General features: G+C 46.6%; 29 protein-coding genes. 13 read left to right on the top strand and 16 right to left on the bottom strand.

Going from position 1 to position 24,566, the window contains the following annotated elements; genetic code table 11:
* Positions 1–109 precede the first annotated feature (109 nt).
* Positions 110–649 carry a hypothetical protein gene (locus G5S52_RS01980; RefSeq protein ID WP_165011561.1) on the top strand — a complete coding sequence of 180 codons (540 nt, stop codon included), beginning with the start codon at positions 110–112 and terminating at the stop codon, positions 647–649.
* 32 nt (positions 650–681) lie between these two features.
* Here G5S52_RS01980 and G5S52_RS01975 read toward each other — a convergent pair whose 3' ends face one another.
* Positions 682–2,493 (bottom strand): trans-sulfuration enzyme family protein, encoded by a 1,812-nt coding sequence (locus G5S52_RS01975; protein WP_165011560.1) that lies wholly within the window; start codon positions 2,491–2,493, stop codon positions 682–684.
* A 158-nt stretch (positions 2,494–2,651) separates the two neighbouring features.
* On the opposite strand from G5S52_RS01975, the gene G5S52_RS01970 reads away from it, so the two are divergent.
* The gene (locus G5S52_RS01970) at positions 2,652–3,116 is read left to right on the top strand and encodes an Lrp/AsnC family transcriptional regulator (protein ID WP_062664302.1); all 465 of its coding nucleotides are present in this window, start codon (positions 2,652–2,654) and stop codon (positions 3,114–3,116) included.
* Here the strand turns inward: G5S52_RS01970 and G5S52_RS01965 are convergent.
* Positions 3,105–3,980 (bottom strand): LysR family transcriptional regulator, encoded by an 876-nt coding sequence (locus tag G5S52_RS01965; RefSeq protein WP_165011559.1) that lies wholly within the window; start codon positions 3,978–3,980, stop codon positions 3,105–3,107. The genes G5S52_RS01970 and G5S52_RS01965 overlap by 12 nt on opposite strands.
* Before the next feature lie 453 nt (positions 3,981–4,433).
* Between G5S52_RS01965 and G5S52_RS01960 the strand changes: the two genes are divergently transcribed.
* From G5S52_RS01960 to G5S52_RS01950, 3 genes are all read left to right on the top strand, one after another.
* On the top strand, positions 4,434–4,856 hold the full coding sequence (locus G5S52_RS01960; protein WP_165011558.1) for an Xre family toxin-antitoxin system antitoxin: 423 nt from the start codon (positions 4,434–4,436) through the stop codon (positions 4,854–4,856).
* The gene (locus G5S52_RS01955; RefSeq protein ID WP_165011557.1) at positions 4,856–5,317 is read left to right on the top strand and encodes an RES family NAD+ phosphorylase; all 462 of its coding nucleotides are present in this window, start codon (positions 4,856–4,858) and stop codon (positions 5,315–5,317) included. The genes G5S52_RS01960 and G5S52_RS01955 overlap by 1 nt, the downstream gene beginning before the upstream one ends.
* A 612-nt stretch (positions 5,318–5,929) precedes the next feature.
* Entirely contained in the window at positions 5,930–6,787 is an 858-nt protein-coding gene (locus tag G5S52_RS01950; RefSeq protein ID WP_165011556.1) for a delta-class carbonic anhydrase, read from the top strand.
* 98 nt (positions 6,788–6,885) lie between these two features.
* Here G5S52_RS01950 and G5S52_RS01945 read toward each other — a convergent pair whose 3' ends face one another.
* Positions 6,886–7,272, bottom strand: coding sequence for a VOC family protein (locus G5S52_RS01945; protein ID WP_205743734.1), 387 nt, complete (start codon positions 7,270–7,272; stop codon positions 6,886–6,888).
* A gap of 42 nt (positions 7,273–7,314) precedes the next feature.
* On the bottom strand, positions 7,315–7,533 hold the full coding sequence (locus G5S52_RS01940) for a DUF6500 family protein (protein ID WP_165011555.1): 219 nt from the start codon (positions 7,531–7,533) through the stop codon (positions 7,315–7,317).
* A 161-nt stretch (positions 7,534–7,694) separates the two neighbouring features.
* On the opposite strand from G5S52_RS01940, the gene G5S52_RS01935 reads away from it, so the two are divergent.
* Positions 7,695–8,090 (top strand): ACT domain-containing protein, encoded by a 396-nt coding sequence (locus tag G5S52_RS01935; RefSeq protein WP_165011554.1) that lies wholly within the window; start codon positions 7,695–7,697, stop codon positions 8,088–8,090.
* A 52-nt stretch (positions 8,091–8,142) separates the two neighbouring features.
* Here the strand turns inward: G5S52_RS01935 and G5S52_RS01930 are convergent, their stop codons facing one another.
* The 3 genes from G5S52_RS01930 to G5S52_RS01920 form a co-directional block, all read right to left on the bottom strand.
* Complete coding sequence (locus G5S52_RS01930) at positions 8,143–8,964, bottom strand: hypothetical protein (RefSeq protein ID WP_165011553.1); 822 nt, start codon at positions 8,962–8,964, stop codon at positions 8,143–8,145.
* 151 nt (positions 8,965–9,115) lie between these two features.
* Complete coding sequence (locus tag G5S52_RS01925) at positions 9,116–9,427, bottom strand: hypothetical protein (RefSeq protein ID WP_039849546.1); 312 nt, start codon at positions 9,425–9,427, stop codon at positions 9,116–9,118.
* 175 nt (positions 9,428–9,602) lie between these two features.
* Positions 9,603–9,965: a hypothetical protein gene (locus tag G5S52_RS01920; protein ID WP_235956044.1), complete on the bottom strand. Its 363-nt coding sequence runs from the start codon at positions 9,963–9,965 to the stop codon at positions 9,603–9,605.
* A gap of 427 nt (positions 9,966–10,392) precedes the next feature.
* On the opposite strand from G5S52_RS01920, the gene G5S52_RS01915 reads away from it, so the two are divergent.
* Positions 10,393–10,662: a hypothetical protein gene (locus G5S52_RS01915; RefSeq protein ID WP_046303351.1), complete on the top strand. Its 270-nt coding sequence runs from the start codon at positions 10,393–10,395 to the stop codon at positions 10,660–10,662.
* Positions 10,663–10,728: 66 nt separating this feature from the next.
* Here the strand turns inward: G5S52_RS01915 and G5S52_RS01910 are convergent, their stop codons facing one another.
* From G5S52_RS01910 to G5S52_RS01900, 3 genes are all read right to left on the bottom strand, one after another.
* Positions 10,729–10,935 (bottom strand): hypothetical protein, encoded by a 207-nt coding sequence (locus tag G5S52_RS01910; protein WP_165011552.1) that lies wholly within the window; start codon positions 10,933–10,935, stop codon positions 10,729–10,731.
* A gap of 225 nt (positions 10,936–11,160) precedes the next feature.
* Positions 11,161–11,787, bottom strand: a complete 627-nt coding sequence (locus G5S52_RS01905) for a YiaD family glycine zipper/OmpA-like lipoprotein (protein ID WP_165011551.1) — start codon at positions 11,785–11,787, stop codon at positions 11,161–11,163.
* Between the two features lie 374 nt (positions 11,788–12,161).
* Complete coding sequence (locus tag G5S52_RS01900) at positions 12,162–12,383, bottom strand: hypothetical protein (RefSeq protein WP_165011550.1); 222 nt, start codon at positions 12,381–12,383, stop codon at positions 12,162–12,164.
* 234 nt (positions 12,384–12,617) lie between these two features.
* Between G5S52_RS01900 and G5S52_RS01895 the strand changes: the two genes are divergently transcribed.
* Positions 12,618–12,956 (top strand): cupin domain-containing protein, encoded by a 339-nt coding sequence (locus G5S52_RS01895; protein WP_165011549.1) that lies wholly within the window; start codon positions 12,618–12,620, stop codon positions 12,954–12,956.
* Here G5S52_RS01895 and G5S52_RS24270 read toward each other — a convergent pair whose 3' ends face one another.
* Positions 12,957–13,181, bottom strand: coding sequence for a GDCCVxC domain-containing (seleno)protein (locus G5S52_RS24270; protein WP_062664278.1), 225 nt, complete (start codon positions 13,179–13,181; stop codon positions 12,957–12,959).
* Positions 13,182–13,463: 282 nt separating this feature from the next.
* On the opposite strand from G5S52_RS24270, the gene G5S52_RS01885 reads away from it, so the two are divergent.
* A complete protein-coding gene (locus G5S52_RS01885; RefSeq protein ID WP_165011548.1) occupies positions 13,464–14,858 on the top strand; it encodes a glycoside hydrolase family 1 protein in 1,395 nt (464 codons plus the stop codon).
* Positions 14,859–14,926: 68 nt separating this feature from the next.
* Here the strand turns inward: G5S52_RS01885 and G5S52_RS01880 are convergent, their stop codons facing one another.
* The 5 genes from G5S52_RS01880 to hutW form a co-directional block, all read right to left on the bottom strand.
* Entirely contained in the window at positions 14,927–16,750 is a 1,824-nt protein-coding gene (locus G5S52_RS01880; protein ID WP_205743733.1) for an ABC transporter ATP-binding protein, read from the bottom strand.
* 96 nt (positions 16,751–16,846) lie between these two features.
* A complete protein-coding gene (locus G5S52_RS01875) occupies positions 16,847–19,039 on the bottom strand; it encodes a TonB-dependent hemoglobin/transferrin/lactoferrin family receptor (protein WP_165011546.1) in 2,193 nt (730 codons plus the stop codon).
* Positions 19,040–19,188: 149 nt separating this feature from the next.
* Positions 19,189–19,722: a heme utilization protein HutZ gene (hutZ, locus tag G5S52_RS01870; RefSeq protein ID WP_165011545.1), complete on the bottom strand. Its 534-nt coding sequence runs from the start codon at positions 19,720–19,722 to the stop codon at positions 19,189–19,191.
* Positions 19,719–20,243 carry a heme utilization cystosolic carrier protein HutX gene (gene hutX / locus G5S52_RS01865; RefSeq protein ID WP_165011544.1) on the bottom strand — a complete coding sequence of 175 codons (525 nt, stop codon included), beginning with the start codon at positions 20,241–20,243 and terminating at the stop codon, positions 19,719–19,721. Before hutX ends, hutZ begins: the two co-directional genes overlap by 4 nt.
* 13 nt (positions 20,244–20,256) lie before the next feature.
* Positions 20,257–21,648, bottom strand: a complete 1,392-nt coding sequence (gene hutW, locus G5S52_RS01860) for a heme anaerobic degradation radical SAM methyltransferase ChuW/HutW (RefSeq protein WP_165011543.1) — start codon at positions 21,646–21,648, stop codon at positions 20,257–20,259.
* Positions 21,649–21,933: 285 nt separating this feature from the next.
* Between hutW and G5S52_RS01855 the strand changes: the two genes are divergently transcribed.
* The 4 genes from G5S52_RS01855 to G5S52_RS01840 are packed head-to-tail and all read left to right on the top strand — an operon-like array spanning position 21,934 to position 24,564.
* A complete protein-coding gene (locus tag G5S52_RS01855; protein WP_368737436.1) occupies positions 21,934–22,581 on the top strand; it encodes an energy transducer TonB in 648 nt (215 codons plus the stop codon).
* Between the two features lie 2 nt (positions 22,582–22,583).
* Positions 22,584–23,300: a MotA/TolQ/ExbB proton channel family protein gene (locus G5S52_RS01850; protein ID WP_165011541.1), complete on the top strand. Its 717-nt coding sequence runs from the start codon at positions 22,584–22,586 to the stop codon at positions 23,298–23,300.
* Complete coding sequence (locus tag G5S52_RS01845) at positions 23,297–23,713, top strand: ExbD/TolR family protein (RefSeq protein WP_165011540.1); 417 nt, start codon at positions 23,297–23,299, stop codon at positions 23,711–23,713. The genes G5S52_RS01850 and G5S52_RS01845 overlap by 4 nt, the downstream gene beginning before the upstream one ends.
* Entirely contained in the window at positions 23,710–24,564 is an 855-nt protein-coding gene (locus G5S52_RS01840) for a heme/hemin ABC transporter substrate-binding protein (RefSeq protein ID WP_165011539.1), read from the top strand. Before G5S52_RS01845 ends, G5S52_RS01840 begins: the two co-directional genes overlap by 4 nt.
* The last annotated feature ends 2 nt before the right edge of the window (positions 24,565–24,566 follow it).

The following is a 24,566-nucleotide window of genomic DNA, read 5'->3' as shown; positions in this document are numbered from 1 at the left end:
TTTTAATTGATCTAATATGCCAATTGGTGATAAGAATCACATTAAGAATATCTATCCGATTAAGTGGTTTATTTAAGCATAATTAGTCATTTTACTTTCTTATTCAGTCATGCTGTGGTTAGCTAAGTTCACTGCCTCACCAACGCTGATCTTCCTGTCGATTGCCGTGGGTACGATAGCGTCTGATGTGGTGATGCAGAGACAGTCCGAATCGAGTCGAGTGCTCTTAACTAAGTACTTGGAAGTATTGCCGTCTATTTCTTTGGAAATGGTTAAAGCGCAAAGTGCACTGGAAGCATCTGATGGCACAGTACTCGTTCCCCAGCAAGTGAATATGCTTGAAGACACGCTTGCCAAATTGCTCACTAGCCAATACTCAAGTTTCGAACAACGAAGACTCGCGATGAAAATTGAGATCCTTCGCGCCAGCCAAATGACCAGCAGAGAATATGAAAGAGAACTTCACCGTATTGGTGATGAAGGTTGTGAACCAAATACCCAATTAGTCAATCAAATCGCAAAGCTGGAACCACTGACGCTTAGACCTCAGTATCAGGTCACCCTTTGTTATCTTAACCGTGATGGCACAACCATGATGTCCAGCGCTTCCTCCTTAGACTTGAATGCAACTGAAGAGCTGGATCCTTAGCAGCCTGTCGTATTTAGCTATGTTGCCAATTCTCACTGAATCAATGTTGAGTAATTTGGTAGATGTTCAACAAAGCGCTGCTGCACATCCAAATACGTTTTTCTGTAGATGTCATCAATCTTGTCTGCGCTCGGGAAAAGATCCGAGAAACCAGGGTGTTTCACATCAATGGTCATTTCAGCTGCACGCTGCATATGAGCAATGAAAGCCCTTGGGTCTTCTAAGCCTACCGCAATGCGCAGTGTTGTCGGTTTGATACCTGCATCGGCTAAAGCAGCACTTGATAGTTCCGAATGTGTCGTCATAGCAGGACACAGCGCAACTGTGTTGGTTTGCCCAAGACTAACCTGCATACCAATTGCAGGCTCCAACATGTCGAAGAACTGTTTAAATGACGACTGATCAATAGGTTGACGGTCCGCTTTCCCTTCCATATCAATGGTGAATAGAGAAGCCGGTAAGCCAAGGCGCATTTGAGACTGCATCAAAGGGTAGTTAGGGCTGTCAGGCAGTGCAGGGCACGACACGTTGATATCTGGGTGAAGTGCAAATATGCGCGCCAGCGACAGGGTATTGATGGCTTTTTGCAGTACACGTAATTCAAAGGTCTTCATGCCATTCAAGACTTCAAACGCTTTGTCGGCATCAAGAAAAGCGCCTTTAATGTAATAGACGTTCCAGAACAAGGTGTTATTCCAGCTTACTTCACGTTTCTTTCCACTAGGTGTCTTACAGGTTACGCTGTCACCTTTCGGAATAAACATGTCTTCATTCCGCCCAATCACTACACCAGCGGTTGTGCTTCCTGAACCCGCCAATTCTTTCGTATACGAATGAATAACGAAGTCGGGGCGCTCCATAGGGTCACTTCTTTTTAACACAGGATGAAGAAAAGGAGTGCCAACCGTAGCGTCTACCATGATACTCCAATCTCGCTCATGGGCGGCTCTGCTGATTCCGACGACATCCAAAACGAAACCATGGGGATTACAGGGGCTCTCAAGATATATGTAGATCTGGCGGCCAGCTTTGATTCTGTCTGCGTATTTCTCCGCCGTTGCATCCATGGCTTTTGCAAAAGTTGCTGCGTCGTAGCCATCTACCCATTCTATTGCCACATCCAGATTAGAGGATTTGCGATACCAATCTTGTAGTAACTGGTAGCTGCCACCGTAGATGTTGCGTGAGGCCAAGACAATATCTTCACGGCCTAACAAATGACTTAGCAAGCCATCAATCGCTGCCATCCCGGAGTTGAAGTTCCAAGCGAGGTATTGATCCGCCATGTCTCCCGCTTCGATATCGACAATATGGTTAGCCAACGCGATAGACGTTGGGTTCAGCAGACGGGAATAGATTTCGTGCAGCGGTTCCCGGCCATTAAAGGCATCTTCTACCCATTCTGTGCAGGCAAATAGGTAGGTAGCAGTACGCGTGATCACCGGCGCTGCTGAGAATATCGCAGCCACATTATCAAATATTGGGTAAGCCCCTTTTGCTGCGAAGTGTCCGTTTTTGGTTGCGATGGACTTATAAGTCGCACGCATCGGGTTCTGTAGGTTGTCGAGAATTTTCGCTAACTGAAATGACAGGAACCGTTTAGCGTTGAACCAAGCTATGCGGTCATTTCTGTCCAAGTCGTTAAGGCCATCTAAGGTAATTGCCCAAAGATCATGCGTGTGATGATTAGCGGTATATAAGGTGGTTGCGAGGGAGACCAATGCCTGGCCAAAGTCTGAATCAGTGTCGATGCCGAAGTGCTTTGCCTGCTCCGTTGCTAGAGACGCTGCACCTTCCAGCTTTGTCGTATTGCGTAGTGGGCTGAGTTGAGTGGCTTTGTTCATCGTTGTTCCCTTCACTAAATCACGTAGTAGGTATAACGATAAATTAGCCGACCTAACGATAAGGATGATTGCGAATTTCACCCTATAGTTGTTACTAAATGGCAGTATCTGCCAATATTTAATTATCTAGCGCTACTAATGTAAGGATAGAGCAGGGCATGGAGCATAATCTTGATAGCATTGATAAGAAGATTCTCGACGAGCTGCAAAAAGAGGGACGTCTAACCAATCAGGAACTGTCAGACCGTGTATCACTATCCCCTTCGCCTTGTTTGCGCCGGGTGAGAGCGTTGGAGAAAAAGGGAATAATTACTGGTTACCACGCTCACATTGATCAGGAAAAATGTGGTTTGCCTATCAACGTCTTCGTTTTGGTTAAACTCGAAAAGCCCACGGAAGAGAACATGGTGAAGTTTGAGTCGTTAATCGACCAAATGGATGAAGTGCTTGAGTGTTTCCTCATGACGGGCACTCACGACTACCTACTTCATGTTGTGAGTGAGTCACTCAAGACATACGAACGGTTTATTCGCAGAGAGTTGACCCGCCTTCCCAATATTGCAGCCATTGAATCCAGCTTTGCATTTGGACAGGTGAAAAAGCGGTCTCGCTTACCCATATAGTTTTAGTTGCTCGTTTAACTCCAGTTTGAACAGCTCTAAAAGCGCTTTGGCACCCTGAGTCATACGCCGCCCTGGCCAACTCGCAAAAATGTAAATATCAGGCATCACAACATGGTCTATCTTTTCCAGCCTTCCTTCTTCCAGGTAAGGCTTAGTTGGCAAACCGGTAAACAGAGCAGCTCCCAATCCGTCGTAGGCCATTTGTTGTGCGGCAGTGGCATTGTCTGAAGCTGCGACAGTCTTTAACTTGAGCATGGCGTCCGTACTTTTCAGCTTCATTTCTTTACTTTCAGGTAGGCGCAACAAACGAATAAAAGGCGCACCTTCAGGGTATAGACCCCCACGGATGTTCTGAATGATTTCTGGAGAAGCTGCCAGGAAAGGGCGGGTTTTCATGATCACCTCTTCCTCGGTTGTTGCTTTGCCTCTTAGCTTGCCTACGCGAATAGCTAAATCAATATCGGCCTCAGACATATCCATGACCTGATCGGAAGCAAACAGTTTCACTTCCACGTTCGGGTATTGCTTATTGAAGCTTGATATAACGCTCGGCATCAGGTGGGTACCAATATCAACGGGCGTGGTAATAGATAAGACCGAAGGAATGGCGTCAGGATCGATATCCTCACTCACAGTGTCGAGTAAGGTGTAAACCAAGTGGTGGTATCGCTCATAAGCTCGTTGGCCAGCATTCGTCAGTTTCATTTGACGGCCTTCACGGCGAAATAACTGAACATTCCAAATCTCTTCTAAGTATTTGAGAGATTCACTAATCCTTGATGGCGCAATTCCCAGCGCTTCTCCAGCATGCGTGACAGATTGGTTCGACACGACTGCTAAAAAGTGGGAGATGGGCTTTATCATTGACAGAGATTTCTTAAAAGACGTCATGCTTTACCTAACTTTCCAGAATCCGTAATGATTTATACAAATATCACTGTTTACGATATCAACTTGAGTGAGCACACTATAAGCGCAATTTGAATATGCCTTGTATTAATTGTGGTTATTATATATTCCCGCAGCAATGTTAAGGTTAGTTCAAAGCAACTGCGTAACTCCACTACAGAGCAATCCCTCTTGCTCTTGTAGCTAACCAAAAATAAGTACCTTTTTTGCCAACTTGCGGCTTAATTTATCTAAGCCGCACTCTTTTCAAGCAAGCGCTTGCACAGAAAAACATACGAATTTTCAGATACCTTAGACTATAGCTTCTTTTGATCCAGTCCGTGTTACAACTTTTTCCTTACGACAAGTGTCGCTTTACAATACGACAAATGACGCACATAATTTAACCAAAAGTTATTGGAGGTTGGTATGTACGCAGAACAGTTAATGTCTCTTGGCATCGTAAAAGAAGGTCAGGTTATCAATCAGGATATGGAACTGGATATCATCCGCCATGGGCTGAAAGTCAAACATGCGCGCAAGGTGATGAAAGAAATGGCGATGAGCAGTGGTGAGTGGGTCACTTTAATTGGCCTTAGTCCACGAAGTCTCCAGCGCAAAAGCGACTCTGACTTACTGACACCTTCGCAGTCGGAAAAAACATTGGCCATTCGCCGAGTGGTCGATTTAGCCGTCGAATACTATGAAGACCGTGATACAGCGCTAGGTTGGCTGAAAACGCCACAAGTCGCTTTTGGCGGGAAGGCAGCAGTTGACTATTTGGATACTAATACAGGTATCCAATATGTAGAAAACGTGCTTAACCGACTGATGCATGGCATGACCGCCTAATGGAGGTGTTTCGACTTTCTGTTAAGCGGTTTGCTGATCTCAGTGGGATGGGGGGCATGTTTGGTTCTGGCCGTTGGCATCAGAAAGGCCAACCCATTCTCTACACTGCAGGCTCACGCTCTCTGGCTGCGCTTGAACGCTTTGTTCATGAAAGCCCAATTCAAATGCCTCCTTTAGTTATGATGACCATCTACATACCCGACGATCTACCAATCAAACGAGTCTCAGAGCAAGAACTCCCAAATGGTTGGGACGCTGTCCCAGATGCCGATACGTCACGTAACTACGGAACCGCCTGGCTTCGAGATATGACGACACCAGTCATCCAGCTACCATCAGCGATCATCGCCAGCGAATACAACTTTCTGATTAATCCCGCACATCCTGACAGCCACAAAGTCAAAATCATCGACCAACGCGATTTCTATTACGACAGTCGTCTGAAGCGGATGATGCGTTAGGAAAATCATTCTAAACAAAAGCGCTGATGACGCAGAAACGGCCAGCGCTTCTTCAAAAAAGATAATTGCAGAGACGCGAAGAGCTCAGTTGGAACAGAATGATCCAAGATGAGCGTCTTAGAGAATGGGTAATTATCTATTTATGGTAAATAGATAATTACGTTCAATAGACTGAAATCTTTCAAGAAAGTGGGTAATGACAGACGTAGGAGAGTCATATTTGGCATAGCTGCATATCATATTTAACATAAGATAGATAATGCGCACTAATGTTGTTTTGTATATTAACGACTCGGTTCAGGACGAATCTACATAGATTGGCCTATGAGTTTACTGTTTAGCTGTATTCGTACTTTCAACCAAACATGACACCATCCGCAGATGTTTGGCCATGTGATACATCCAATTGCTTCAGTTCAGAGAATTACTCGTAAAGATTTGAGACTGGCTAACTTCGTCTATGAACATCTGAGCTGACTTTCGTTACTCTCGTCATGTGTTCACAGTAAACGGAAAACTGCCTTAAGGACATGTGAAACTATCAGGTTGTTTTTTCACAATGAATTCCACGAGAACACTATCGAACTATTTCAATTAATAAGGGATAAACCAATGAAAGCAAGCAACCTTTGCATCATTACATTGGCTATAACAACGTCATTCGGTGTGTTGGCAAAAGACGCAAACGCGCCGGTATCAGACGCTGTTATTTCAGAGCAACGTCAAGAGCTGGCTGAAAACACGGAAGATGAAGGATTTGGTCCTCAATCACCGCGTGATATTGATTCTAAAGCAGGCAATAACACCACTTTGTTCAGCACTGCACCGTCTTACACAGAAATGAATCTGTGTAACATCCACTTCCACAAAAATGCTGAGCACAAAGGTGGCGAATTTACTGTTTATGCCGGCAATGGTGACGGTGAAGGCTACCACACCGGTTACCGCTACTCTGGCAAGCTGTCAGATGCTGAACTCTCACCAGTAAAAAACAAGGTTTGCCCAAGCAAGCATGGCGACCTGAAACCTGGTGATACCATTGAAGTTCACTATGTTCACTCAACGGCGCAGGTTGAACCGGGCCCGACGCTTGGTGCTTGTTTGAGTGATGCCAACAAAAACCCGCAGCTTCGCGTAGAAACGCAGGTTTACGTGCTGGTGAACGATAAAAATGCTTACGACTTTGAAGAGCTGACAGAGCATGAAGTTCAAGATGGCGTGCATCAGGCGGTCGCGATTCCTACTAATACGGGTAAGCCAATTCAATACATGGGCTCAACCACAGGCCCTGGCTACAACGAGAAAGGCTCACCATTCCAGGTCACCTGGAGCGTTCGTCCGAAAGTGGCCAAAGTAAATATTGAAACCGTTGGTGAATGGTGTGAAGGCAATGCCTTTGACGAAGAACATGCGCACGGCGTGCGTAACCTTGTAGTCAATAAAGATCTACTGTCAGAAATCGTGAACTAAGGGTATTTAGGGGCGCGTAACAGGGTTATGCGCCCTATTCTTCTTCTCTTGATTCTCGTCAGTTGATGACAAAAGAAATGGCGCTGATGCGCCATTTTCTATTCGTAACAAACTGCTTGGAGCTTATTGCCGTCTGGATCTCTGACGTACGCTGCATAGTAGTTCGGCCCATAATGCTCACGTAAACCCGGAGCACCTTCATCCGCGCCGCCATTCGCCAGCGCTTCTACATAGAACTCATCGACCGCTTCGCGGCTTTCAGCTTTAAAGGCGACATGAGTACCATTCCCCCAAGTTGCTGGCCTACCATCAATGGGTTTGTAGATATAAAGGAACGGAATTTGGTCATCTTTAGCGTAAAGCGGTGGTTTACCGGGTGGTTTGGGTACACGTGTCATTCCCAAAGGCTTTAATACCGAATCGTAGAAAGCTGACGCTCTTTCATAGTCATTAGTACCCAGTGTGATGTGGCTGATGATAGACATGCCTGAATCCTTATTTTTTCGCTCGGTACCGCTGAGCCTGATTTATCTGTCGTTTTCGACCAGGGTGATAACATCCCGCGCTTTAACAAAATGGTCGAGTTCGTGAGTTTTTATCCACCAAGTCGCCGCTTCCATGAGTAGTTCTGGGTCGTCATTTTTGTTCGCAAAGAATGCATACAAGGAGACGTTCACGTTATCTCCTTTCGTCAGGATTTTCTTTTTACAGACCTCAATAACTTTTGTGCGCAATGAATCTCTCATGTTTTTCCTGAATTGGGGTTATCCGAATCGCAAGACTGTATATAAATACAGTCCATGTTAAAAGTGGCACTTGTGAGAATTTGAACCACCCTACACTTCTTTTGAATCCAGGGACGCGATACATTGAGTGGTATTGATAGGACGTTGATAGTGAGAATTGCATGGCGGGAATGGTTGATTTAGACGCCCTTTTAGCTTCCATGAAGCCAAAGCTTATGCAAGATGAGTTTGTTTTTTGCACCGTTTCGGGTGAGCTTGCAGATTTTATTGAACTAGCCCCACTGGCTACTTTTCAGGAAGCTGAAGGGTTGACCTTATTGCTGGAGAAATCAGTGGCCGACTCTGCAAGCATGGTATTTGAAGGTGTCTACCGCCAGATAACCCTGACGGTGCATTCAAGCCTCGATGCTGTGGGTTTAACGGCCGCAGTATCTACGAAGTTGGCAGAGAAAGGCATTAGTGCCAACCTGCTCGCCGCCTACTACCACGACCATATCTTTGTGCAGGCAGAAAAAGCGGAAGCAGCGCTGGCGGCATTGCTGGAGTTTTCCGTCTGAGTAAACTGGCTTCTAGTGAGAAGATGCCAGTTTTACTATGAAAGTCCGAAGGTCAGTCTAGCGAACTCGTTTCGCAATATTCGCGGAGATCTTCACCTACCTTAAGCTTGTGGCTTTGTGCTAAATGGAAGTGCACTAGCATCAACAGATCACTGGCGAAATATCTCTCGAAATCATCTGCGTTATTTTCAATGCATATTGCTTCACAGCGCTGTGCATGTGTTCGAGCTTCCTCATATCGGCCTGCTTTAATGAAGCTCATAGCCAGTCGGTATTCAGCACGCTCTTCTTGCATCCAGCCTCCTGCAACTCGCCAAAACTGTAAAGCCAGTTGCGCTGCTTTTATCATTTGTTGGTCTTGCTCTATCGAGCGTTCTTCCAACCCCTCAAACTGACACGCTAAGTTATTACCAGTGATAGCAAGAGCGCGCGCAAGGGGTTTTGACACTGAACTCGTGCTAACGCCTTCCGTTGCCATCGTTAACCATTGAGAGGCTTGAGCTGTTTTTTTTAATGCGGCGTACTCATTGGCAATTTGTGCAAACACCCGGTGCTGATCATCAGTCGCCAAATGGCTCATGTCGGAAAGCTTTTTGGTTTGAAAGTAATCTGCCAGGACTTGCGCACGAAGGCTTGATGGAAGATTTGCTCGGTTAGGTGGCAAGGATGACAGTAGGTGTAATAGCTTGTCAGGAGCGTATAGGTGCCCTATTGCTGTATGGAGCAATAAGGTCATCGCAGATTCGGTTTGCTCTGGTTCCAAGCTACCTAACATAGAGGCCATCGAATCAAAAACCGCGTTTGGTTCTGACTCATGTTTTTGCCACCCTTGGTTCAATAGTGAATTGAAGTCTTGTTCTTTATTGTTCGACATACTGACTGTCCTTGTCCTGCTGAGTCTTCATTATGAGGTTTGAACAGGCGTAGTCGATCACGATGCAAAGGCTCTGGAAGGACGTCACTATTTTTCTAGCGACTAAAAAGCATTAGTAAGCAGATACATAGGTGGTGCCAGAAGTACTAAGCTACTGGACCATGATGGGTTTACCTTCAGAAAGTACAACAAAGTACTCTCCTCGCATAAATACCCCTAATACTTTATTGCTGCTGATGTCTTCCCAAGCAGCACCATCGTCAGATTGTGAAAATGCGTCGATGAACATCAACTTAACGTATTGCTCATAGGTCAGTACTTCGCGCTTCACGAAGCCACCAAATGGATAGTAAATCAAACTGCCGTCTCTCAAGTAGGCAGGGATCATCTGACCTTTTTGGTGCTCGTCAGAGCCGCTCATCACAACGGCTTTATAATTGTGTCGGTATCGGATTGCAGGCATAACAATAAATACTGTTTATGTATACAGTATAATTCTACTCTGTTTATGAAGAACGGCAAGCTGCTTTGATTAGACGGTTAACGGTAACGGTCTCAATTTCAGCGTTCGGGTATATAGACTTGTAGTGAAGACTGGTGAGAGTGGCGGATAGTCACCCGCCTAGATGTGAAAACTTCTATTTGTGATTCAGCAGCATGATGATGTCGTCTAACATCTCTTGCTCACCCTGCTTGTTCATGGGGTAACTCATGTCGACTTCTAACTCTTTCGCGAACTTTTGGAAGTATTTTGGAACATGAGAAAGGATGTAATCTGAACATTCGCAGTGTTTGTTGTGGATGAAGTTACGAATAATATGCTCGTAATCAACGTCTACATCACTCCCTGACACTCTATCCAAGAAGAATTCTCTCTTATTGTCTTCCAAAAAGCGGATATAGCGGTTTTCAGTGAGGTATTTGTCCAGTAATGCTTGCCTGATACAGGCCAATACAATACGTGAAGCTCGCTTAGGCTTTGTCTCGCCAGATTCTTTCAATGATTCAAGAATCCTAGCTTCAAGGTATGGCGCATACTTTTTTTATCGAAGAAGTCTTCTTCCACACGGGTAAAAAACTTCTCAAACTTCTTCTTGCGAATCCAATTCGTCAGAATCCATTTCATAGGCTTTATAGTCTTGGGTCTGTTAACGGCGCTAACCTACCACTGTTCCATGCGTATTGGTTAGATCTATGAAAAAATTTTGCGCTTTGAGCGCCATTTTTTAATGAATAAGCACATCGAGTATAAATAATTGCTCTCAAATTGATGTGATCTGAAACATGCATGCTTAAGAAGCATACACACCAATATGCCACTAGTTGATTATATTTGAGATCTTTGTCGAGTTAACAACAGATTAGATGCGGTTTAATAGCTTATGTAACGTACTTGTCACAGAGAAAGTAAAGGTGTCGGGAGGCATCATGACAACGTTTGCACTGGGCCGAAAAACCATTATCAACGAAAGCTCCCTGGAGTATGACTGGATAAGACGACAGGTTGAAGAAGGCACAGAAAGATCGGAAATCATTGGCTCGATATTGCGGTGTTTTGGCGGCGATGAAGAGATAGCTGAGCTTTTCTATTCTATTGCCTTGGGGGAAAGTTCGCCTGGCATTTTACTGACACACTTAAGCTTGTGCGATTGGTCACCGACACCAGATCTAGAACATGAACGGCTAGAAAAAATATAAAGCAAAAGAGGATGGGCTTGCCCCATCCTCTTTATTCGATTCGGTATACCGAGGCAGTGAAGTCAATTACTGCTTAAATACTTCCATCACCATTGGAACGACTTTATACCAAACTGCGGCGCCGATACCCACCCAGACCAGTAACCAAAACAGGCGCGAGAGCCATGTATTTCGTGAGTGATAGCGGGCAGGATCCGGTTCTCCGCACCCTGGGCAAGATAACGCTCGTTTGGATACCTGTTTTTCACAAACCGGGCAAGCTACTAATGGCATGTAAACCTCTTATTCCTTTTTGACTCTTTTATAATGATCGTCCGCGAAATCACTTATCGTGGAACGTTAGGCGATACATATTATTACGAGTCGCCTCACCTAACTAGATAGTTCGCATAGAAATCACTGAAACGATCAAGTTCCTGAGAAAATTCATGAAAAACACATACTTTCTGACGGGAATAAGGTGAAGGAGAAGCTGGCCAGCTTCCCCTTCGAGTGAGGTCACGCTTGATTTGGTACGATTTGAACCTCAACACGTCGATTCTTTGCTCTTCCTGATGAGGTTTCATTGGAAGCAATGGGTTGGGTTTCACCATACCCTGTCACATACAAACGCTGTGCGTTGACCGCCGAGCGAAGCAGATACCCTTTCACGCTCTCCGCACGTTTTTCGGACAAGGTGAAGTTATATGCTGCATCACCTGTGCTGTCCGTGTGTCCTTCTATGCTCAGGAAGGTTTTGTCATATTCATTCATAACTCGGGCTACTGCATCAAGAGATTGGTAGAAGCCCGGTGTGATGCCACTTTGGTTGGTGCCGAATGTAATATTAGAAGGCATCACCAGACGGATATTGTCACCTTCACGCACGACTTCGATTCCAGATCCTGACAACTCTTCACGAAACGCAGCTTCTTGTTGGTCCATATATTGCCCGACTGCAGCACCTGCCAATGCGCCAATCGCAGCACCGATAAAGATACGTTTGTCTTTATGGTTGCCGGTAGCTTTACCTAACACAGCGCCAGTAGCCGCCCCTATGGCTGCGCCTGTCCCAGTATTTGAGGCACAGCCTCCAAGCACCAGCGAAGCGGCAAGTAAAGTCACTACAGGAATAGATTTACGCATAACAATATCTCCTTCTTTCCACCCTCATACTTCGAGGGGCTCTACTCAGCCGGCTGGGCCGAGAATATGCGTATTGATAAGGTGGCCAATCATAGATATCCGTAAGGCACTGATTGTCAGCACATTGCAAACTTAACCCACAATCGAACACTGTTTTATAGTCATATTATATATGACTATGGAATTCAAGATTGATTCAACGTAGATGACGGAAATGAATGAGTTATTTAGGCCGCGAATTTATGAGGATTAGAAAAAAGCGTTTAATCTGAGGTGGTTACGGTTAAACTCTTATACCAATTATAAGTTATAGTGCGTTATATGGTTAAAATTAAGGAGCAGTTAACTTACCTGCTCCCTCTTCCAGAGGCGACTTAATCACCAAAGTCGTGTACTGCGAGCTGATAGATGTCAACTGGATCAACCCACTCAACCGTGCCACACACAGTACAAGTGCACTCAGTGTAGTCTTTATAGTTGTTCCCCTTTGGGGGTGCTGTTAGCGCGCGAACAGCTGGATCATGGTGAGCTTGCTCACGTACTTCATGTCCAGTTTCTTTTTTGCAGTTAGCGCAATACCAAGTGTGTACACTCATCGTTATCTCCTTGCCAAAAACCTTGCTCCGTCGCGGTGAGTGTAATTTCATATAACTCTCAATTTGTGATGCAATGTTGAGACAAAGAGCAATTTGTCGGTAATAGACTTTTCCCGGATGGTTTTCGACATAGAAAACAGCATTGCGTAGCGATTTTTAGGCACCTTATTATGCAAGAGTGAATTATGTTTACTCTTTATGTTCAACAGGTTGCTTCAGATGGAGTCAGAAAAGATGTTCAAACAAGGAAACCTCTTCAAAACCCTGCCAAACGCCAGAAATCATGAAGTATTTGAAGATCTAATCAAACACCCGTTTGTCAGAATTGAGAGAATAGTGTCGCGAGGCCAAACGTCACCTGAAACAGGTTGGTATGATCAGGAAGAAAGCGAATGGGTAGTTGTATTGCAAGGCAACGCAGAGCTAACGTTTGAAAACGGTGAATCTGTATCTTTGGAGGCGGGTGACCATCTTAATATCCCAGCCCATACCAGGCATAAAGTCAGTTGGACTGATCCGGAGCGAGAAACTGTTTGGCTGGCGGTGTTCTACCCTTCTGGAGAGATCGAATAATCAATGGAGCTTGTCGGTGCATCGCCCAACACCTTTCACCTGCGCTTGAGGACAGGGAGCATCACCATAAGCACAGAACACACAGCACATGCCTTCCTGCACGATCATTATCTCGCCACATCCTTCGCATTCGTAGTGCTGCAAGGGCTTGTCTATTGGCATGAGTTCTGACTTTATGTGACCGCATTTCGGGCAGGTTATGTTGGATTTCAGCAGCACTTTCATTAGCGACAGTAACCCTTCTATAAAGATATCTATTAATAAGGGTGGAACACTCTTGGCACTCTTGCCAGCACATCTCTGTATTTGCCGTGGGAAATGTTGTCATTCCTACTTGTGTTGCCTTCCCCTTTTTGTCCTCTTGAACGTAAAACACCTAATTTCTGAGGCAACCTCAAGCAAATGAGGAAGCGCTTTTCATGCGAAAACTCTCTTTTTCTTCCATTGATAGTTATCAATACTGTTACCTGTTGCCAGCATACTGAAAACGTGAATTCAGAGGTTCACATGAAGCTATTTCCAAACAATTTTCTTTGGGGCGGTGCGATTGCCGCTAACCAGGTAGAGGGCTCTTACAATCACGATGGTAAGGGGCTTTCAACCTCAGACATGCTCCCTTCAGGCATTCTAAGTCCGCATCAAACCCGCGAAGAACGAACACCAGGCATTAAAGATGTGGCCATAGATTTCTATAACAGATACCCAGAGGACATTGCCCTTTTCAATGAAATGGGTTTCAACTGCCTGCGCCTTTCCATCGCTTGGACCCGCATCTTCCCCAACGGTGATGAAGAATCGCCAAATGAAGCAGGCCTCGCTTATTACGACTGTATTTTCGATGAATTGGCCACACACAATATCCAACCATTTGTAACCCTGTCCCATTACGAAATGCCCTACTCACTGGTAGAAAACTATGGGGGCTGGGCGGACCGACAACTGATCGGCTTCTTCGAGCAGTATGTCAGCACCGTTTTCGAACGCTATAAGGACAAAGTTAAGCTATGGCTGACATTCAATGAAATCAATATGTCGCTACATGCGCCTTTTACCGGCGTTGGGCTTCAGGAAGATGCCAGCGAGCAGGAAATCTATCAGGCAATTCACCACCAACTGGTCGCCAATGCAAAAGCGGTGAAGCTCTGCCATCAAATTATTCCAGACGCCAAGATTGGTAACATGCTGCTGGGAGCAATCAACTATCCATTTACTTGCAACCCAGACGACGTTATCGCTGCTATGCATGAGAACAACAAATGGCTGTTCTTTGGTGATGTTCAGACGCGCGGAAAATACCCGGGCTACATGCTTCGTTACTTCAGAGAAAATGACATTGAGATCGCGATGGAAGAAGACGATCTGGAAGTAATCGCCAGTGCTTCAGTCGATTTTATTTCGTTCAGTTATTACGCCAGTGGCTGTGCGAGTGCTGATCCTAAACAAAAAGAAGTCGGCAATATCGTCGCCAGTGTGCCAAACCCTTATCTGGAGAAGAGCCAATGGGGTTGGCTCATCGACCCGAAAGGCCTGCGTATTCTGTTGAATTTCCTCTATGACCGTTACCAGAAGCCTCTATTTATTGTGGAAAATGGACTGGGCGCAATCGACGAACTGGATGAAAACGGTGAGATTCACGATGACTACCGCATTGCTTACCTTAATGATCATTTAGTTCAGGCACGTGAAGCCATGTTAGACGGTTTGGAATTAATGGGATTCACAACGTGGGGACCGATTGACCTTGTCGCCAATTCCACCGCGGAAATGCGCAAACGTTATGGTTTCATTTATGTGGACCGACACGACGACTTTAGTGGCTCTCTCGAACGAAAACGTAAGAAAAGCTTTTTCTGGTATCAAGACGTGATTAAAACCCAAGGTGCTTCACTGACAGTGGAGTAATCCGTACCGCTCCAGAAAGCTAAAAAGCCCTGCTGATGCAGGGCTTTCGTTTGAGGCGTTGTTTGTAATCAACCGACTTGAAGATTACCGTATAGGGTTTGATAAACCCCTTCTTCCTGCACCAGTTCGCTGTGGTTACCGCTTTGCGCAACCTTGCCATCTTCCAGTACATAAATCAGGTCAGCTTGTTTCACCGCAGACAAACGGTGCGCCACGATCAGTGTGGTTCGGCCTTGAAGGAAGTTATTCAGCGCCTCATGTAACGCTGCTTCTGTTGCAGTATCCAGCGCTGAGGTCGCTTCGTCCAAAATCACCAGCTTAGGATTGGTCAGGATCATACGGGCAATGGCTAAGCGCTGACGCTGTCCTCCAGAAAGCTTGAGGCCTTGTCGGCCCAACTGGGATTCCAATCCGTTATCCAGCTTATCGACAACATCACTTAGCTGAGCAATTTCCAGAGATTGCCACAGCTGATCGTCAGAGAAGTCAGTTCGCCCTAATGTCAGGTTTTCACGCAATGTGTCGTTGAAGATCATAGGTTGTTGCAAGACCACGGCCGTATGCTGTCGCAGGGTTTCGTACCCAATCTCTTCGACAGGTTTGCCATCAATCAAGATTTCACCGTCTGACTTGCGATAAAGCCCCAGCAACAGCTGAATTAACGTCGATTTACCGCCACCTGAAGCACCAACCAGCGCCACACGCTTGCCTTGAGGAATGTTCAGAGAAAGGCCGTTCAACACCGTTTTCTCACTGTCGTAACTGAAGGTCAGGTCGCGACATTCCACCCCAAAGGTTTCTTTGCTTTCCAGCGGATCTTTCTCGGATGCGTTACGTGGCTCTTCATCCAATGCAAGCAGACCGTTCAAACGTTTCATTGCTGCTGAAGCACTGAACCAAGCGTATTGAATACCCAGCAGCTCTTGAATCGGGCTGAGCATAAACCAAAGATAACCAAACACCGCGAAGATCTGGCCAATCGTCAGGTCGCTGAACAGCACCATCAGCATCGCCGCCGCACGGAACAGTTCAAAACCGATCAGGAACATCAAGAAGGAAACACGTCCCGCCGCCTCTGACTGCCAAGCGTACTTATCAGCATCGAGGCGAATCGCTTCGGCGTCTGTCTTCAGAACATCAAGGTAAGCACGTTCACGGTTAGCAGCACGGAGCTGATAGATGCCATCCAGCGTTTCTACCAGGCGTTGTTGGAACCGCTCAAAAGATTGGTTTTCGGCCTTTTTCAGGTGCTTAACGCGTTGACCCATTTTGCGTGAGAGGTAGATGACCAGCGGGTTAACCAGCAATATGAATAAGCCAAGCGCCCAGTCAAGCCATAGAAGAATAATTGCCGTGCCAAAGACCGTCAGTACACCCACCACAAAGCGGCTCAAACTGTTGCCTAGGAAAGAGTCGATAGTCTCAATATCCGTCACCAGGTGGGAACTCACGCCGCCGCTGCCACGCTCTTCGTACTCTTTCATACTGATGCGGCCAAGCTTATCGAGGAGTTGCTGGCGAATATTGCAAGTGATGGATTTGGACACCAGAGTAAACTGACGGCTTTGCCATATATTCAGCGCCTGGCTGACAATCCGCATCACAATCACCAGTATCAGAACCATGACGATATAACTGGCTGGTTGCTGCAGTGACTCAGGCAAAATCTGGTTGAAGAAATTCACCCCACCGGCAGGTTTGTTGAGCAGCACCTCGTCGACCATTAGCGGCATAAAAAGAGGAATTGGCACGCTGATTAGCGTCGCACAGATAGCGATAAGGTTGGCGGTAATCAGGCGTTTCTTGTGCTTTTTCGCCTGATCAATCAACCAACGTGTCGAAATGGTTGTTAGCGTACTGCTAGTCACTGTATCTCCAGAATTCTTTGTCATTTTTATTATCATGTACCTTCTGAGCATAACTCAGGCTAGAACCGAAAACACCCCAGAGAAATCCGGGGTGTTTATCGTCAGGGGTTAATCTGCGCTTTAGAACACGTATTCGGCTTCAATACCCCAGTTACGTCCTGGTTGCGTGCGACGATCAAGTCCTTCTGTGGTTGATTCCGCACCAATCAGGTCGTTGTAGTCCCAATATTTCTTATCAAAGGCGTTAAATAGACCGGCACGCAGCGTCAGATCTGTCACCGGGCGGTAGAACGCAGTCACATCTGTTACAGCGTAACCAGGCGCACTCACGTTTTCAGTGCCGTTTGAGTTACTCCAATCAGAGTCGGATTTACCCGCAACAGCTTTCACTGACAACTTACCACCGTAAGTGTTTTCAACGTCGGCATAGCCCAGCGCAAAGTAACCAGAAAGTGGAGCGACAGTATCCAGCGCTTCACCGTTTTCTTTGTCTTCACCTTGGGTGTACGCCACACTCATGTCACTGTAAAGACCCGTTGGTGCGCCAAACAGCACATCCAATGCCAGATGTGTTTTCAGCTCAGCACCATAGATTTCTGCTTTGCTGATGTTCTCTTTGGTCCAAAGTTCTTTACCCTGGCCGTTGTCATCAGCCAATTTGTGCGTTTCGATAAAGTTCTTGTAGTCGTTGTAATAAACCGAGAACTCAATACGACCGAAGTCCTGAGTGAAGCGCAGACCAGTTTCGTAACCAATGCTCTCTTCCGGCTTCAGGTTCGGGTTTGCCTCGAATACCGCACCGCTTGCCGCGTCAGTTTCGTAGAAGTAGTAAAGGTCTTGAAGTGTTGGTGCTTTGTAACCTTGGCTGATATTACCGTAGCTGCTCAGGCTCTCCGTCCAGTGATAAACCGCACCCAGTTTCGCCGTTAACGCATCACTTTTGGACTTTGGATTATCTTCTGAAGCTTGTTTTGGCTCTGCGGTAAACTTGTCATAGCGAAGACCCGCGTTCACTACCAGGCGTTCTTCCAGGAAGAAAGCTTGATCCTGTACAAAGATGCCCCATTTCACTGACTCTGCGTTTGGCACTTCACCGGTTTTATCTACTGACGTACCAGCTTTGTAACCCTCTAGGTAATAATCGCGGTAATCCAGGTCAAACTCGTTAGTGATGTAATTCACGCCATAGCTGATTTCATGGAAGCTGTTCTCCAGTTCAATGGCCTTGTCGAACTGGGCATCAAACTGGGCACTCTTATCTACACCGTTACGCATACGCTGACGGTATCCATGACCAAATGACGTTGGCGGCTGTGGCGTTTCATCAAAGGTGTTGTGATTACTTTCACTTTCCAGCGCGGTCACCTGCCACTTCAGGTGGTCGAACGCGACGTTGTTCGCTTGCCATTCATGCTCGAAGGTTACGCGCTTGCGCTTGTCTTCATCACTGGCGCTGTTACGCGTATATACGAAGCCTGGCATGATTTCATAGCCTTCGTTAGACAGCACCAGGCCATCTGCTTCTCGGTTATAAATCTCACCCGTCAGGCCAATTCGATGCGCATCATTCAACTGATAGAAAGCTTTCAGCAAAAGGTTGTCTGAGTTGATATCAAATGGGTCAGCCTGTCCACGTTCGCGGCCTTCAACATCGGCGCCACTGCCGTGGGTCGCTGTTTCGTGACCATCGCGATGTGTGAAAATTAACAAGGTTTCCAGATCGCCGATACGGTTTGCCAAAGTTGCAGTCGCTTTGTAGCTCTCATCAGCACTGTAGTAACCGCCTTTAACGCTGGCATAGGTGTCATCACCCTCAGCTACCAGAAGGTCGCCCGGGTTCTTGGTGCGGATGATCACAGCACCGGCCAGTGCATCACTGCCGTATAGGCTGGAGGCTGGACCTTTGCTTATCTCTACACGCTGCAAGGTATCGGTCTCAACAGTGTTGTTGTATTTGCGCATCACATCTGCGCCTGGGTTGAACGATGAAGGTTGTTCAACACCATCCACCATGGTTTTTACGTAGTTGTCGCTCAAACCACGAATATTAAAACCTGAGTTACCGAAACGACCCGTGCCCGGCATCGACACGCCCGGCTCATTCGCAATCGCCTGCTCAAGATCTTGAGCAAGGTTCTCTTCGATTGTTTCGCTATTCACTACATCAACAGAAGCGGCTACATCACTGATGTTTTGCTCACTTCGGGTTGCAGAGACAACCACTTCGTCAAAGGTATAAACGTCTTGGGCTGAAGCTGTGCCCGCACAGAGAAGGCCGACCAAAATCGCCAGCTTGTTTTTCTTGATAGTCATAATTTCCACTCTTTAAACCGCCTGAGAAATCCCAATCAGTTTTCTTCAGGCAAAAGAAACCTACTCACACTGGTTTCCGTGAGTTTTTTATAGTTATGGGAGGTGATATCAGGCCCTTAAAATATACCCAAACGACCTGATAAAAGAGATTAAGCGTTCTCTTCTTTCATCTTCTTCACGTGACCTTCATTCAGGTGGATCACGGAAAGCATGTCTTCGCCCGACACATCAAATGCCTGACCGAAACCTTTCACGTAACGGCCGATGACTGGATTCAAACGGTAGAGATTGAAATCGCCGAGTTGGCTGAGGTTGTCGATCATCTCGCCCAGACGATCGCGCATCACTTGAATTGCTGTGGTCCAGTGCTCTGAATCACGCTCAATCAGTTCTGCATTGGTGTCAAATGATAGGCGGCGACGCGCAAAGATCGAGCGCGCCTCGCTTTCGTCTTCGATCATCATGATAGAGACGGCTTTGCGGTGCTTGAGGTTTTGACCATGGGTAGCAAGATCTGAAACCAGAATGTAGTAACCCATTTCAGAGAAAGCGAAAGGCGCATAGCTGGTATGTGGTTTGCCTTCTTTGTCTACAGTACCCAATTGAAGCGTGTTGCGAGAATCACGAAACTCCTGAATTTCTGGGCCTAGACGGTTTTGTAGACGTTCTGCTTTGTCACTCATTTTGCCAACTCCTGCTTCATGGCGTTAAACAGTTCAATTTGTTCTGGGAATAGCTGACGCTTTTTGTCACGGCCAAGGTAAATCTTAAACACACAGTGGCCAGTGTTGTCGAAAAAACCAATGTAGTGGCTCTCAGTACCGCGAAATGGCTTGCTGACAAACGCAATGTCAGAGACCAAATCCAGACGAAGATGACCATGTAACTGGCCTTCGCGCCCCATCAGGTTGTAGTAACCGTGTGCAACTTTTCCTTTCGGAAATGGCGCTTTAAATTCAAAGACAGAACCACCGGAATGTACGATGGTGGTGACCTTACCCCATGCTGGCATTGCTTCCAGAATGGTCTGCGCAAGTTCACCCTTCACGTGGGAAATCATACTTTCTGGGAGTGCCAGCGTAATTTCACCTTCCGTCAGTTTCAGTGAGTCCACCATGTTTGATACTGGTGTGTGCTCATCCTGAGCCAGATATTCAGCCACGCGCTGTTTGGTTTCTTCCGTCACGATGATCGCTTGTTGCATCGTTTAACTACTCCTAAGCTGCGACATTTGCCGCTTTTCTTTGCACTTTCTGCGCTGTTTGGTTTTGTAATACTTCAATCAGGTTTTGGGCCAATGTAACCGCCCAGAACTGTCCGGCGAGAGTCAGCGTGAGATAACTTCTGCCATTTCCATTCTTTTCAAGATAGACCAGCCCGTTTTCCTGCCACGCTTCAAACAAGGGAGACAGCGCTTCAAAAGAGCCTTGTCCAGCCACGGAATCCAACTTGTGTTGAGCCAGCACACCCGCATCAAATCCGCTTTTCACTTCAGCAGACACACCTCTATTGGCAGGTGCTAATGTCATCATAGTGACAGGGTAACGTAAATCATTTATCGCTGAGATGTAGGTATCCATATCGCGGGTTTGCATCATCTGACAGCCATTGACATTGCCACCAGCCCCGGCTCCTAAAGGCATGATCTCCGCAGTTGTTTTCGCTAACGAGTTGTAAATACTGCGTTCGCGGTTGTCTGAAGACCAATGGTTAACGCTGAGACGTTTCTGATGGTGCTTCGCCATGAAGTTCACGCCCATCTCAAACATACTGGCCTTCATTTGTGTATCTGCGGGATACGGCAATTTGCCCTGCTCAACCAACTTTGCCATTGGCAAGCCCTGCATTTCGATAAGCTGATACAGGTCGACACCATGGGCACCGGACTCAAGATAGTCATTCAAGTCCTGCTGCCAGATATCCAGAGTTTGGTGAGGCAAACCATAAAGTAAATCCAGAACGATAGGAGCCGCGTTGTATTTGGCCAATTGCTGGATTTTGTCCAACACAACTTCACGGTCATCAAGCCGCTTCGCACTGCGACGAACCTGAGTGTTGAAGCTCTGAACGCCGAATGAGAAGCGGTTAACGCCCCCTTCCAGTGCCGCTTCAAATTTGTCTAATCCAAAACGGTTGATACGACCTTCTAGTGTGATTTCGCAGTCAGGTGTCAGCGGAAATTGGCTGCGGATATCAGAGACGATCATTCGGATTTGTTCGCCGCTAAGATCGGTTGGGGTTCCTCCGCCAATGTATACCGCTTGGAACGGCCCTGACTGACTCCAGACTTGCGACGCTTTCCATCGAATTTCTGCGCGCAGTGCTTCAACGTAGCCTTCAATTAATGACTTGCTGGATGCGTATTGGAAGAAGTTGCAGTATGTACAACGCACGCGACAGAACGGAATGTGAATGTACAAACAGCGTGGTGCATGCGCCGATGACGCTGGGATTGCATGTGCTTTTTCAAGCTCGGTTTGGATATCTTCAGAGTTAACTGAACGCATCATGCCACCGGCATGCGCACTCTTCTTGCGTTGAAAAGCAAAACGAAGTGGATCGGGTGTTCTTAGCCCGACCAATTCCGGATTGTGAAGATCAACATTCATCTCATTTTGCAACCTTTAACATTAACAGCGTCAAACTGCGAGCTGTTTCCTAGTGATTTCAATCATATTCATAAAAGATAATAATGCAACTGATAATTGATCTCATTAGCATTTCATGCATAATGCACCTAATCACTTATTAAAATCAGTTCTTCAGGAGTACGTGTGAACACTCGACGGTACGTAGTTTGTGGTGTCGTTTCAGTTGCACTGCACAGTTTGGCGATTTGGGCTCAACCGCCCTCGCCTCAATTCACAATTAACGATGCCAATACGGGTAACCGTGTGGCTATCCAGCTCATTGCGTCGACGAAACAGGTACCAAAAGAGCCAGAGCCAGCTCCTGTCGAAGATCCTCCACAGCAAGAAACCACAAAGCCGGAACCTAAACCGGTTAAATCTCCTTCGGTAAAAAAGGAGCCACCAAAAAAGGCAGAAGTCCAACCTCAGAAAAAGGTGAAACCAGAGGTCAACCCGCCAAAAGAAACCAAGAAAAAACCACTTGAGAAGGTGACGAAGAAGGAACGCAAAGAAGAGAAAAGCAAGCCTCTTCCGCCGAAAAAACCAATAGAAAAACCTGAGGAAAAACTGGAAGAAACTGCTGAGGAGATGAGCGAAGAAAACCAGATGACTCAGGCGAAATCATCTTCTCCCATGTTGGTCGAAAGGCCCACATTTAAAGTCCGCCCTTCCCAACCTAAGTACCCGAGAATGGCAAAACGTAAAGGGATGGAAGGCACAGTGCTTATAGAAGTCTGGCTGGACGAAGAAGGCCATCAAACCCATCGCTCCCTACTAAAAAGTTCCGGGTTTGAATTGCTTGATGGCGCTGCAATGGATGCAGTGAAAAAGTGGCGCTTCAACGGCCACGAAGAAAATGGTGTCGCCCTGGCGCACAGAGTAAGAATTCCTGTTCGTTTTAATTTGGATTAATCATGTTCGACTTACAATTTTTCACGTCAATCCACGCTCAACTGGGCATCATGACCTGGCCTTTGACACTGCTTTCCGCACTCATGTTGATGCTCATTTTTGAGCGTATCGTTTTCGTTATCATGAACACAAAAACGGGCAGCAAACCTTTGCAAAAAGAGATCTACTCACTTTCGCTGACCAATGACAAACAACTAGAAACCTATGTAGAACGTCATCAACAGGATAAAAGCACCCTATCCCAAGGGATCTGCATGCTGATCAATCATCGTCATTTCACTAAATCTTTGCGTGAAGAAGCTGTTTCTATCTGGCTGCAAAAGAAACGCCGTCAATTCACTGCAGGTCTCAAATTGCTGAACATTATTGGCGTGCTGAGTCCTTTGATTGGTCTGCTGGGAACCGTTGTCGGCCTGATTGAAATGTTTAAAGGACTTTCTGCCACACAAGGTGGTATTTCACCTGCAGAATTGGCCGATGGCTTGGGATTGGCGATGTCTACAACAGCAGCGGGTTTGCTGATTGCCCTACCTGCTATTGCTTCATCACAAGTTTTTGCGCTGTGGGCAGATCGCACATTGGCAAAAATTGAATACGTGCTGAACCACTTCAACCTGCATCTCGCCGGTGTGTCATTCGATGAAAGCGCGGACTGTCCGAAGCATTGCAAACCTTGCGCTGGTTCAAGCTCAGAGTCACCGAGGGAAAGCGCCGCATGATCCGCTCTCAACCAGAAAGTGAACCAACATCATTCACACCGGATCTCACGCCATTGCTGGACATTATTTTTATCGTGATGGTGTTTTTGCTGCTTACGGCAAACATCCAAATCAAAACCATGGATATCGCGATTCCCCAAACCAATGATTCAGAAGTTCTGGAATCTCCAAACCGTGAAGTCATCGCCATCAACGTGTTGAGCGGCGAGCCTTCATGGGCGCTTCAAGGTGAACCTCTTCACGACTGGGAAACCTTTACGGCACAGCTTCTGGAAGCTATTCAGCAAGCCCCTGATAAACCGGTGGTGATCGCTGCGGACAAACAAGCCAATGTGGAAAGCATGCTTAAAGTCCTCGCCTTCATGCAAAACAACAATATCAACGCCACCAATATTGTGATGGAAGAACAATGAAAAAGAATTTCAAACTTGGCGCTGCTGCGCTGCTTTTTACTGGCTTATTTGCTTCATCGGCGCTCGCCCAGGATGCAAGAATCATCAGCGCCGGCTCAACCGTCACTGAACTTTTGTTTGCACTAGGCGCAGAAAAAGAAGTGGTTGCAGTAGATTTAACCAGCCGCCATTACCTTGATGGGAGAGAGATTCCCGTACTGGGCTATCATCGCCAATTATCAGCCGAAGGCCTATTAGCACTAAGCCCTACCCATCTCGTGGGCTCGCCAGAAATGGGGCCGGAAAGCACGTTGAACCTATTGAAATCGGCAAAAGTCGATGTTCAAAAGCTGCCAACAGGCACTTCCATTGAAGACTTCAATCAGCGCGTGGATTCAGTCGCGTCAATTACTGGTACCGAAGACAAAGGCGCTGAGATTAAAGCGGATGTCGCTGATAAAATAGGAAAGTTGAACGCCTCAGCACCTGAGAAACGCCCTTCAGTGATGTTCATGATGATGTCTGATGGCCGCCCACTGACCGTCGCGGGTGATGAAACTACGGTGAACACAGTGATCGAGTTGGCTGGCGGCATGAACCCTGCAGCCAAAGAAACCAGCAGCTACAAGCCGCTGTCCACCGAGTCGATCGTAGAGATGCAGCCTGAATACATTCTGGTATCCGAACGCACCCTTTCGCAGGTTGGCGGTATTGAAGGTATGGTAAAGCAGCAGCCTTTGTTAAGCGCAACACCCGCATTCAAAAACGACAACATAATCCCTATTTCTGGATACGCAATTCTGGGTGGCTTTGGTTTGGCGAGCCTAGATCTCGCTACCGACCTTAACAAACGCATTGTAGCTGGTGAGTAGTA

The organism is Grimontia sedimenti, assembly GCF_011045095.1.
Lineage (GTDB): Bacteria > Pseudomonadota > Gammaproteobacteria > Enterobacterales > Vibrionaceae > Enterovibrio > Enterovibrio sedimenti.
This window is presented reverse-complemented; position numbering and strand designations above follow the sequence as displayed.

What these genes read in the sequence shown, in the direction of transcription:
- G5S52_RS01980 (WP_165011561.1), top strand. Translation starts at nt 110, where the DNA reads ATGCTGTGGTTAGCTAAGTTCACTGCCTCACCAACGCTGATCTTCCTG.
- G5S52_RS01975 (WP_165011560.1), bottom strand. Translation starts at nt 2,493, where the DNA reads ATGAACAAAGCCACTCAACTCAGCCCACTACGCAATACGACAAAGCTG.
- G5S52_RS01970 (WP_062664302.1), top strand. Translation starts at nt 2,652, where the DNA reads ATGGAGCATAATCTTGATAGCATTGATAAGAAGATTCTCGACGAGCTG.
- G5S52_RS01965 (WP_165011559.1), bottom strand. Translation starts at nt 3,980, where the DNA reads ATGATAAAGCCCATCTCCCACTTTTTAGCAGTCGTGTCGAACCAATCT.
- G5S52_RS01960 (WP_165011558.1), top strand. Translation starts at nt 4,434, where the DNA reads ATGTACGCAGAACAGTTAATGTCTCTTGGCATCGTAAAAGAAGGTCAG.
- G5S52_RS01955 (WP_165011557.1), top strand. Translation starts at nt 4,856, where the DNA reads ATGGAGGTGTTTCGACTTTCTGTTAAGCGGTTTGCTGATCTCAGTGGG.
- G5S52_RS01950 (WP_165011556.1), top strand. Translation starts at nt 5,930, where the DNA reads ATGAAAGCAAGCAACCTTTGCATCATTACATTGGCTATAACAACGTCA.
- G5S52_RS01945 (WP_205743734.1), bottom strand. Translation starts at nt 7,272, where the DNA reads ATGTCTATCATCAGCCACATCACACTGGGTACTAATGACTATGAAAGA.
- G5S52_RS01940 (WP_165011555.1), bottom strand. Translation starts at nt 7,533, where the DNA reads ATGAGAGATTCATTGCGCACAAAAGTTATTGAGGTCTGTAAAAAGAAA.
- G5S52_RS01935 (WP_165011554.1), top strand. Translation starts at nt 7,695, where the DNA reads ATGGCGGGAATGGTTGATTTAGACGCCCTTTTAGCTTCCATGAAGCCA.
- G5S52_RS01930 (WP_165011553.1), bottom strand. Translation starts at nt 8,964, where the DNA reads ATGTCGAACAATAAAGAACAAGACTTCAATTCACTATTGAACCAAGGG.
- G5S52_RS01925 (WP_039849546.1), bottom strand. Translation starts at nt 9,427, where the DNA reads ATGCCTGCAATCCGATACCGACACAATTATAAAGCCGTTGTGATGAGC.
- G5S52_RS01915 (WP_046303351.1), top strand. Translation starts at nt 10,393, where the DNA reads ATGACAACGTTTGCACTGGGCCGAAAAACCATTATCAACGAAAGCTCC.
- G5S52_RS01910 (WP_165011552.1), bottom strand. Translation starts at nt 10,935, where the DNA reads ATGCCATTAGTAGCTTGCCCGGTTTGTGAAAAACAGGTATCCAAACGA.
- G5S52_RS01905 (WP_165011551.1), bottom strand. Translation starts at nt 11,787, where the DNA reads ATGCGTAAATCTATTCCTGTAGTGACTTTACTTGCCGCTTCGCTGGTG.
- G5S52_RS01900 (WP_165011550.1), bottom strand. Translation starts at nt 12,383, where the DNA reads ATGAGTGTACACACTTGGTATTGCGCTAACTGCAAAAAAGAAACTGGA.
- G5S52_RS01895 (WP_165011549.1), top strand. Translation starts at nt 12,618, where the DNA reads ATGTTCAAACAAGGAAACCTCTTCAAAACCCTGCCAAACGCCAGAAAT.
- G5S52_RS24270 (WP_062664278.1), bottom strand. Translation starts at nt 13,181, where the DNA reads ATGAAAGTGCTGCTGAAATCCAACATAACCTGCCCGAAATGCGGTCAC.
- G5S52_RS01885 (WP_165011548.1), top strand. Translation starts at nt 13,464, where the DNA reads ATGAAGCTATTTCCAAACAATTTTCTTTGGGGCGGTGCGATTGCCGCT.
- G5S52_RS01880 (WP_205743733.1), bottom strand. Translation starts at nt 16,750, where the DNA reads ATGACAAAGAATTCTGGAGATACAGTGACTAGCAGTACGCTAACAACC.
- G5S52_RS01875 (WP_165011546.1), bottom strand. Translation starts at nt 19,039, where the DNA reads ATGACTATCAAGAAAAACAAGCTGGCGATTTTGGTCGGCCTTCTCTGT.
- hutZ (WP_165011545.1), bottom strand. Translation starts at nt 19,722, where the DNA reads ATGAGTGACAAAGCAGAACGTCTACAAAACCGTCTAGGCCCAGAAATT.
- hutX (WP_165011544.1), bottom strand. Translation starts at nt 20,243, where the DNA reads ATGCAACAAGCGATCATCGTGACGGAAGAAACCAAACAGCGCGTGGCT.
- hutW (WP_165011543.1), bottom strand. Translation starts at nt 21,648, where the DNA reads ATGAATGTTGATCTTCACAATCCGGAATTGGTCGGGCTAAGAACACCC.
- G5S52_RS01850 (WP_165011541.1), top strand. Translation starts at nt 22,584, where the DNA reads ATGTTCGACTTACAATTTTTCACGTCAATCCACGCTCAACTGGGCATC.
- G5S52_RS01845 (WP_165011540.1), top strand. Translation starts at nt 23,297, where the DNA reads ATGATCCGCTCTCAACCAGAAAGTGAACCAACATCATTCACACCGGAT.
- G5S52_RS01840 (WP_165011539.1), top strand. Translation starts at nt 23,710, where the DNA reads ATGAAAAAGAATTTCAAACTTGGCGCTGCTGCGCTGCTTTTTACTGGC.